The 8,478-nt window shown below is 73.3% G+C and carries 11 protein-coding genes; 6 read left to right on the plus strand and 5 right to left on the minus strand.

The window, feature by feature from the left end; all coding sequences use genetic code 11:
- On the minus strand, positions 1 to 632 hold a 632-nt coding region (locus Cch01nite_RS22995; RefSeq protein ID WP_203758728.1), incomplete at its 3' end, for a cold-shock protein.
- 92 nt (positions 633 to 724) lie between these two features.
- Here Cch01nite_RS22995 and Cch01nite_RS22340 point away from each other — a divergent pair.
- Positions 725 to 1,531 carry a Nif3-like dinuclear metal center hexameric protein gene (locus tag Cch01nite_RS22340; RefSeq protein WP_203758729.1) on the plus strand — a complete coding sequence of 269 codons (807 nt, stop codon included), beginning with the start codon at positions 725 to 727 and terminating at the stop codon, positions 1,529 to 1,531.
- A 60-nt stretch (positions 1,532 to 1,591) separates the two neighbouring features.
- Here the strand turns inward: Cch01nite_RS22340 and Cch01nite_RS22345 are convergent, their stop codons facing one another.
- Positions 1,592 to 2,359, minus strand: coding sequence for a DinB family protein (locus tag Cch01nite_RS22345; protein ID WP_203758730.1), 768 nt, complete (start codon positions 2,357 to 2,359; stop codon positions 1,592 to 1,594).
- Between the two features lie 73 nt (positions 2,360 to 2,432).
- A complete protein-coding gene (locus tag Cch01nite_RS22350; RefSeq protein ID WP_203758737.1) occupies positions 2,433 to 3,095 on the minus strand; it encodes a LysE family translocator in 663 nt (220 codons plus the stop codon).
- 32 nt (positions 3,096 to 3,127) lie between these two features.
- On the opposite strand from Cch01nite_RS22350, the gene Cch01nite_RS22355 reads away from it, so the two are divergent.
- The 5 genes from Cch01nite_RS22355 (at position 3,128) to Cch01nite_RS22375 (ending at position 7,056) form a co-directional block, all read left to right on the plus strand.
- Positions 3,128 to 3,661 (plus strand): CGNR zinc finger domain-containing protein, encoded by a 534-nt coding sequence (locus Cch01nite_RS22355; protein WP_203758731.1) that lies wholly within the window; start codon positions 3,128 to 3,130, stop codon positions 3,659 to 3,661.
- A 186-nt stretch (positions 3,662 to 3,847) separates the two neighbouring features.
- Positions 3,848 to 4,258, plus strand: a complete 411-nt coding sequence (locus Cch01nite_RS22360) for a TOBE domain-containing protein (protein ID WP_203758732.1) — start codon at positions 3,848 to 3,850, stop codon at positions 4,256 to 4,258.
- A 32-nt stretch (positions 4,259 to 4,290) separates the two neighbouring features.
- Positions 4,291 to 5,091 carry a molybdate ABC transporter substrate-binding protein gene (modA, locus tag Cch01nite_RS22365; RefSeq protein ID WP_203758733.1) on the plus strand — a complete coding sequence of 267 codons (801 nt, stop codon included), beginning with the start codon at positions 4,291 to 4,293 and terminating at the stop codon, positions 5,089 to 5,091.
- Between the two features lie 28 nt (positions 5,092 to 5,119).
- Positions 5,120 to 5,968 carry an ABC transporter permease gene (locus tag Cch01nite_RS22370; RefSeq protein ID WP_239071243.1) on the plus strand — a complete coding sequence of 283 codons (849 nt, stop codon included), beginning with the start codon at positions 5,120 to 5,122 and terminating at the stop codon, positions 5,966 to 5,968.
- A complete protein-coding gene (locus tag Cch01nite_RS22375; protein ID WP_203758734.1) occupies positions 5,965 to 7,056 on the plus strand; it encodes an ABC transporter ATP-binding protein in 1,092 nt (363 codons plus the stop codon). Before Cch01nite_RS22370 ends, Cch01nite_RS22375 begins: the two co-directional genes overlap by 4 nt.
- A 129-nt stretch (positions 7,057 to 7,185) precedes the next feature.
- On the opposite strand, the gene Cch01nite_RS22380 is transcribed toward Cch01nite_RS22375, so the two are convergent.
- Positions 7,186 to 7,785: a hypothetical protein gene (locus Cch01nite_RS22380; RefSeq protein ID WP_203758735.1), complete on the minus strand. Its 600-nt coding sequence runs from the start codon at positions 7,783 to 7,785 to the stop codon at positions 7,186 to 7,188.
- A gap of 57 nt (positions 7,786 to 7,842) precedes the next feature.
- On the minus strand, positions 7,843 to 8,421 hold the full coding sequence (locus Cch01nite_RS22385) for a GNAT family N-acetyltransferase (RefSeq protein ID WP_203758736.1): 579 nt from the start codon (positions 8,419 to 8,421) through the stop codon (positions 7,843 to 7,845).
- Between the last annotated feature and the right edge of the window lie 57 nt (positions 8,422 to 8,478).

Genomic DNA, 8,478 nt, shown 5'->3' on the forward strand with positions numbered 1-8,478 from the left:
CCCCGCTCGCCCTCGGTGACCTCGTACGTCACGCGGTCCCCGTCGGCCAGCTCGCTCAGACCGCCGGCCAGTGCCCGGACGTGGACGAAGACGTCCTCGCCGCCGGAGTCAGGCGTGACGAACCCGAAGCCCTTGTCCGCGTCGTACCAGGTCACGGTGCCGTCCGCCCCGTCGGACGTCGCGCCCCGCTGGGCCGCCGCGGCCCCAAGCGGGAGGAGGTGGTCCGCCTGCGGCCCCTTCTCCCCCTCGACGACGAGGAACGCGACCCGCTGCCCGTCCGAGATCACGCCGCCGCCGACGATGGCCGAGCTGTGCACGAAGATCTCCGCGCCCCCGCCGTCCGGCGTGAGGAAGCCGTACCCCTTGCCCGGCTCGTACCAGGAGACAGTGCCGAGCACGCCCAGGGCCGCGTCGGCGGCGAAGTCGCCCGTGACCCGGACGCGGCGCGCCTGCGGCCCACGGTCGCCCTCGCCGATCTCGAACTCGACCTCCTGCCCCTCGCGGAGCAGCCTCGGCCCGCCGTCGTCGACGATCTCGGACGCGTGCACGAACAGGTCCTCGGCGTCGTCCCCGAGGGCGATGAAGCCGAACCCCCGCTCGGCGTCGAACCAGCGGACAGTTCCCTGGGGCACGGCGGACTCCTCGTCGAGGCGATGGTTGCTGACACCAGTGTCCCCCGCGGACAGGGGTCCGGCGTGACGGGGAGCGTCGCTACGGTGTCGGCGTGACGGTGACTGCGCGGCAGGTGGCGGAGCGGATCGGTGCGGACGTGGGGGTGCCGCCTCGGGCGACGACGGTCGACGGCTTCCTCGCCGGTGACCCGGACGCCCCGATCAGGGGGATCGCCGTCACGGTGATGGCGACGCTCGACGTGCTGCAGCGCGCCGCGGAGCGAGGGCTCGACCTCGTCATCACGCACGAGCCGCTTTACTTCGACCACCACGGCGCGTCCGACGCGGTCCTCGCCGCGGAGGCCGACCCGGTGCACGCGGCGAAGTCGGCGTTCGTCGCCGAGCACGGGCTCGTCGTCCTCCACAAGCACGACGCCTGGCACGACCGCGAGCCCGACGGCATCCTGACCGGCACCGCACGGGCCCTCGGCTGGCTCGACGCCGAGCGGGCGGGCGACCCGGGCGTCTACGACCTGCCGCGGACGACGCTCGGTGCCCTGGCCGCGCACGTCGCACAGGCGCTGGGTGCCCGTGCGCTGCGCTTCGTCGGCGACCCTCGGACGCCCGTGTCCGTCGTCGGCCTGCAGCCGGGGTTCCAGGGGTTCGAGCGGAACCGGCACCTGCTCGCCCGGTCGGACGTCGACGTGATCGTCATCGGCGAGGGCCACGAGTGGGAGACGGGCGAGTACGCCGCCGACGGGGTCACCGCAGGCGTGTGCGCCGGCGTCGTCGTCGTCGGGCACGTGCCGTCGGAGCAGGAGGGCATGGCCGAGCTCGGTCGCCGGCTCACGGACCTCGTGCCCGAGGTCCCCGTCGAGCTCGTCGCCGCCGCCGACCCCTTCCGGACCGTCGCGACCTAGGCACCCGCCCTCGACGTCGGGCAGGGGTGTCGCGGCTGGCACCCCCGCGCACCCGAACCGTCAGCGGAGCTCCTCGAGCACGGTCAGGTCGCGCTCCGCGTACCGACGGTGCCACCACTCCTCGTTGAGGACGACCCGGAGACACTGCCGAGGCGAGAGCACCTCGCCCTCGTCGGGCCATCCCGGACCGACGAGGGGCTCGCCGGGCACGTCGAGCTGGTCGTCCGTCAGGCCGTCGACCACGCTCCGCACCAACGCCATCGCCTCCAGGCGCAGCGCGAGGGCGTCGTCCAGCGTGGCGGGGGCGTCCCTGTCGTGGGGCACGCCGTCGCGGAATTCCATCTGGTCCCACGGCAACGACAGCGGGTGCCACGGGCTCGGGTCGCCGAGCACTCCGCGACCCACCCACGACTCCGACACGAACGCGAGATGGCGGAGCGTCTGGACGAAGGACCACTCGCCGCCGACCGACTCGTGCAGCTGCCCGTCCGGCAGCAGGCGCGCCCGCGCGACCGTGTCCGCCCACAGCCGCTCGTTCACGTCCCACGCGGCGCGGAACCCGTCCGCCGCGGTCGGCCGGAACAACGGTCGCTCGGGGTGGCGGCGGTCCAGCTCGGCCTCGACCAACGGCGCCACGTCGACCCCGTTGACCACGAGGCTCCCGATCTCGCCGTCGATCGTGGTGTCCGAGACCTCGATGTCCCGCATCACCACGCCGTGCAGCGCGACCGCTCGGAACCTCGAGCCCGTGAAGTCCACCCTCGTGAACAGGGAGCCCGTCATGTCGACGTTCTCGAGCGCCGAGCGCTGCCGATCCTCGAAGTCCATGGGGTCACGCTAGATCGGGGGTACGACGCGGACGTTCGGGGCACGCCTCGGAGGGGGCCGCGGCGCCGTCCGGTCAGACGCGGGCCCGGGCCGGCACGTCGCGGGCGAGCACGAGCGCGACGGCACCGAGGAGGGTGCCGGTGAGGCGTCGTTGCCAGGCGGCCCAGGCCGGGCGCTGCGTGAGGAACCCGGGGACGGCGCCTGCGGCGACGACGATCAGGGCGTTGACGGTAAGGCTGACGGCGATCTGGACCACGCCGAGGGTCAGCCCCTGCACGGCCGGACGACCGCGGTCCGGGTCGACGAACTGCGGGATGAGCGTCAGGTACATGATCGCGGCCTTGGGATTGAGCAGGTTGGTGACCAGCCCCATCCGGAAGAGCCGGGCCCGGCTGTCGCGCGGCAGCTCGCGCACGTCGAACACCCCGTGGCCGCCAGGACGCAGCGCCCGCCACGCCAGGTGGGCCAGGTACAGGGCGCCGGCGGCCTTGAATCCGATGAACAGCACGGGCACGGCGACGAACACGACAGCCAGGCCGACGTTGGCCATGAGCATGTAGACGACGAACCCGACGCCGGTGCCCGCCAGCGAGATCAGCCCGGCGCTGCGGCCCTGGCCGATGCTCCGCGAGACGAGGTAGACCATGTTCGGCCCGGGGGTGAGCACCATGGCCAGCGCGGTCAGCACCATCCCGACGAGGGACCCACCGGACACGGGCAGCGACAACGGGAGCATGGGCACGGCAGAAATGCTGGTGTCATGGCCTTGTGCAGCTCAACCCTTACGGCGAGTACGCCGTCCAGCTCGCCCGATCCTTGGCCGACGACTGGCCGACCACCCGCGCGGGGATCGTCGCCCGCACGCGCGTCTTCGGCATGACGATGCCCTTCCCGGAGCGAGAGGACGACCACGCCCGGTGCAGGGCGGTGCTCGACGAGTGGCTCCGGGTCGTCGACACCGACGACCCGGACGAGCGCGCCGCCCTCCTCAACGAGCAGATGGCCGGCGCCACCGCGTACCCGCGACTGACCGACCACGACGGGGAGGGGTGGCACCTGCACTACCGCGACGTCGACGACGACCTGCCCCGCGTGCTGCAGGCGGTCTTCAGTGTCGGCACCGCTCTGCACCTGACGACGCGAGGCATGAGCCGCCTCGGCCGGTGCGCCGCGAGCCCCTGCACGAACGTCATCGTCGACACCTCCCGCAACGGCACCCAGCGGTACTGCTCACCACGCTGCGCAAGCAGAGCCGCCGTGCGCCGACACCGCGCGCGTACGCGGCCACCGGACGGCTTCTGACGCGGGTCACCGGGCGGCACGCGCTCGACCGCGGTGCCGGTCGCCCGCCGAGTCACGACCTGCTTCCGCAGATGCAGATCCGATGCGCCGAGTGTGACGCAATCGCGGTGTGATGTACCCCTGCGCTCACGCATCGTCGGTTACTGTTCCGATCGTCCGCGAGTGCCCGGGTGAGGAGCAGCACCGATGCCAGCCTTCAGGATCAAAGAGGCAGCCGACCTGCTCGGAGTGAGCGACGACACCGTGCGGCGGTGGGCCGACAGCGGCCGGATCGAGACGACGACCGACTCGTCCGGGCGGCAAGCGGTCGACGGAGCCGCGCTGGCGAGGTTCGCCCAGGAGCTCGCGCACGATGCCGCGCAGCTCCACGCCGGCGACATCGCCGCGGCATCGGTGCGGAACCGGTTCACCGGCCTCGTCACCCGCGTCGTCAAGGACACCGTCATGGCGCAGGTGGAGATCCAGGCCGGACCGCACCGCTTCGTCTCCCTGATGAGTCGCGAGGCCGCCGACGAGCTCGGGCTGGAACCGGGCGTGCTGGCGGTCGCGGCCGTCAAGGCGACGAACGTGTCCGTCGAGATCCCGCGCGCACGCTGACCCCCTCGCAGATCCCACGAAGGAGCCCGTCCATGCGTCGTCTCGCCCTCACCCTGGTGGCCGCGGTCGTCGGCGTCGGCCTCGCCGGCTGCGGCTCGGGTGCCTCGGACACCGATGCCTCGCCGAGCAGCACCCCGTCCGCCTCCCCGACGTCGACCCTCGAGGGCGACATCACGGTGCTGGCGGCCGCGTCGCTCACGGAGTCGTTCACGACGCTCGGCGAGGAGTTCGAGAAGGCGAACCCGGGGGTGAAGGTCACGTTCAGCTTCGCCGCCAGCTCCGCGCTGGCCGGGCAGATCACCGACGGCGCCCCGGCCGACGTGTTCGCGTCCGCGAGCACGAAGACGATGGACGAGGTCGTCGCCGCCGGGGACGCGAGCGACCCGGTCGTGTTCGCGACGAACAGCATGGAGATCGCGGTGCCGCCCGCGAACCCGGGCAAGGTCACCGGCCTGGACGACCTGACCGACGCGGCCATCAAGACCGCGCTCTGCCAGGCGGAGGTGCCCTGCGGGTCGACGGCCGCGAAGGTCTTCACCAACGCCGGGATCACGGTCACGCCCGTCACGCTCGAGCCGGACGTCAAGGCGGTGCTGAGCAAGGTGACGCTCGGCGAGGTCGACGCCGGCGTCGTCTACATGACCGACGTGATCGCCGCAGGCGCCGACGTCCAGGGCGTGAAGATCCCGGACGACGTCAACGCCTCGACCGACTACCCGATCGCGACCCTGTCGCACAGCTCGCACGCCGACGTCGCCCGGGCGTTCGTCGACTACGTGCTCTCGTCCGCCGGGGCCGACGTGCTGTCGGCGGCGGGCTTCGCGCGGCCCTGACCGCCGGCGACCTGGAGGCCTGAGCGACATGCCGACGACGCTGAGCTCCCGGGAGCGTGAGCGCCGGGCGACGACCGGCGGCGGGTCGCGGTCCGCCCCCGCCCCGCTGCTCGTCCCGGCGCTCGTCGGGATGCTGTTCCTGGTCGTCCCCCTGGTGGGCCTGCTGATCCGGGCCCCCTGGGGGGACGCGTGGACGATCCTGCACGGGTCGGCCGCCGGTGAGGCGCTGCGGCTGTCGCTGTGGACCTCGACGACGGCGACGGCGATCTCGCTGGTGATCGGCGTGCCGTTGGCCTGGCTGCTGGCCCGCACCGCCGTCCCGGGCCTGCGGCTCGTGCGCGCCCTGGTCACCCTTCCCCTGGTGCTGCCGCCGGTCGTCGGGGGTGTCGCGCTGCTGCTGGCGTTCGGGCGCAGTGGGTTCGTCGGCCAGTACCTGGACCAGTGGTTCGGGATCACGCTGCCGTTCACGCCGGCCGCGGTCGTCATCGCCGAGACGTTCGTGGCCATGCCCTTCCTCGTCGTCACCGTCGAGGGGGCGCTGCGGTCCGCGGACCGGGGGTTCGAGGAGGCCGCAGCCACCCTGGGCGCCGGACGGATGACGGTGTTCCGGCGCGTCACGCTGCCTCTGATCGGGCCGTCGCTCGCGGCCGGCGCGGTGCTGTGCTGGGCGCGTGCGCTCGGCGAGTTCGGGGCGACCATCACGTTCGCGGGCAGCTTCCCCGGTCGCACCCAGACGATGCCGATCGCCGTCTACTACGCCCTGGAGACCGACCGGGACGCGGCGATCCTGCTCAGCCTCATCCTGCTGCTCGTGTCGGTCGCGGTGCTGGTGGCCCTGCGCGACAGCTGGCTCCGCACCGGGTCGGCGGCCTCATGAGCGACCGCGGCCTCGCCGTCGACGCACGGGTCACCCGGGGCACGTTCACCCTCGACGTCGCCGTGCGGGTCGAGCCCGGGCAGGTCGTCGCCGTCCTCGGCCCGAACGGTGCCGGGAAGTCGACGCTGCTCAGCGCCGTCGCCGGGCTCACCCCGGTCTCCGCGGGGCGGATCCTGCTCGACGGGCAGGTGCTCGACGACGCGGAGAGCGGCGCCTTCCTCGACGCGCCGCACCGCCCGGTCGGGTTCGTCTTCCAGAACTACCGGCTGTTCCCCCACCTCAGCGTCCGGGACAACGTCGCGTTCTCGCCGCGCGCCCGGGGTGCGGGCCGGTCGCAGTCCCGCGCCGCGGCCGAGCAGTGGCTCGACCGGCTCGGCCTGGCCGAGCTGTCCGACCGGCGCCCGAGCGACCTGTCGGGCGGCCAGGCGCAACGCGTGGCGCTCGCCCGGGCGCTGGCCGGCGAGCCGACCCTGCTCCTGCTCGACGAGCCGCTCTCGGCGCTCGACGCCCGCACCCGCCTCGACGTGCAGGCCGAGCTCCGGCGCCACCTGTCGAGCTTCGCCGGGCCCAGCCTCGTGGTCACGCACGACCCGCTGGAGGCCCTGCTCCTCGCCGACCGCCTGATGGTCCTCGAGGACGGACGGGTCGTGCAAGAAGGCACCCCGGCCGAGGTCGCCCGCCGCCCGGCCACCGAGTACGTCGCCAAGCTCGTCGGCCTGAACCTCTACACCGGCACCGCCGACGGCGACGAGGTCCGTCTCGACGGCGGCGGCACGTTCGTCGTCCCCGACCACGGCGAGCACGGCGCGGTGCTCGTCGCGCTGCGCCCGTCCGCGGTCGTGGTCAGCCCGCACCGGCCCGACACCTCGAGCGTCCGCAACACCTGGCCCGCCACCATCTCCGGCCTGACGATGCTGACCGACCGCGTCCGCATCGACCTCGACGGCGAGCCGTCCGCCGTCGTCGACGTCACCCCCGCGGCCGTCGCCGAGCTCGGGCTGCGCCCCGGCGACCGGGTGTACCTCTCGGCGAAGGCCACCGAGATCGAGGTCTACCTCCAGACCGGTGCGGCCGCTCGCGACCGATGACCACCCGACGTCGAGGCGCCCGATCGGGCGGCGCGATGCTCCTGGTGCGGAGGGCCCCTGCTGATCGGCGCGACCACGCCATCGGGAAGCCGCGCGTCCGTCAGAACCGGACCTGCTCGCGTCGCGGACTCAGCCTCCGGCGCGCTCCGGGTCGACCGGGGCACCGTCGCCGAAGGGCGGCAGGTCGCCACGCACGACGGGTGCGCTCGGCACCATCACGTCCGTGAAGAGGTAGGGCAGCTCGTCGACCCTCGGCAGCCGCACGGCGGCGCCGGCGGCGCGGAGCGTCGCAGCCTCGACGTCCTGGCCCTCGAGCAGGACGTACGCCTCACCGCGGACGACCGCGCAGCGGAGCGCTGCCGGAGCGTCCGGCAGCTCGGCGCACGGCGCGACGACGGAGAGGTCGACGACCGCAGTCGGCGCGGTCGTCAGCGCGACCGTCGACAGGACGCCGTCGCCGGCTCGCGTGTAGATGGCCGAGAAGCCGTCGTCACCCACGACGCCCACCGACTGCGTCGCGAGGTCGAACCCCTCGACGTCCGTGACGTAGACGAGCTCGGGCGCGATCCCTGTCGGCGTCGCCCACGGGGCGATGTCAGCCGGCTGAGCGGGCTCGGTCGACGTCGGCGTCGGCGTCGGCGTCGCCGTACCCGCACGACCGGCGCACGCCCCGAGCGCGAGCACCACAGGGAGGACGACGAGGGCGACGGCACGGCGGGAGCGGGTCACGCACCGGAATGTACCGACGCGTCCCGCCCGCGTGGTCCGACCCAGCCGGCGACGAGATCAGGGACGGAGCGCCTGCTGCCGCTCCCACTGCTCCTTGGTGATCTCGTACCGGAAGCCACCGAGCTCAGAACCCTCGACCGCCAGCATGTCCTCGGGCGTCGGCAACGCCTCCGTGACCGTCATCCCGACCTTCTCCATCACGTGCTGCGACGCGCGGTTCAGCGCCATCGTCGCGCCCCACACCATCCGGACGTCGAGGTCGGTGAACGCCTTCGTCAGCAGGGCCGAGGACACCTCGGTGGCGTAGCCCCTGCCCCACGCGGCCCGTCGCAGCCGGTACCCGAGCTCGGCCTCGTCGAGCGGCCCCTCACGCTCGGGACGCAGGCAGAACCACCCGACGAACGCGCCGCCCGCCGTCTCGTACGCCGCGAAGAGCCCGAAGGCGCCGGCCCACCGGTCGTAGCCGGCGAGGATGCTCGGCAGGTCGCGACCGCGGACCAGCTCCGGCGCGGTCGGCTCGCCTCCGGACAGGTAGCGCATGACCGCGGGATCGCCGTCGAGCTCGATCAGCAGGTCGGCGTCGCCGACGGAGAAGGGGTGCAGCGTCACACGCTCTGTCTGCAGGTAGGTGTCCACGGCGGCAAGCATGCCGAACGGGTGGCTGAACGGCGTCGGTCAGAGCCGTTCGACGCC

It is taken from the genome of Cellulomonas chitinilytica, assembly GCF_016862675.1.
In the GTDB taxonomy this organism is placed as follows: domain Bacteria; phylum Actinomycetota; class Actinomycetes; order Actinomycetales; family Cellulomonadaceae; genus Cellulomonas; species Cellulomonas chitinilytica.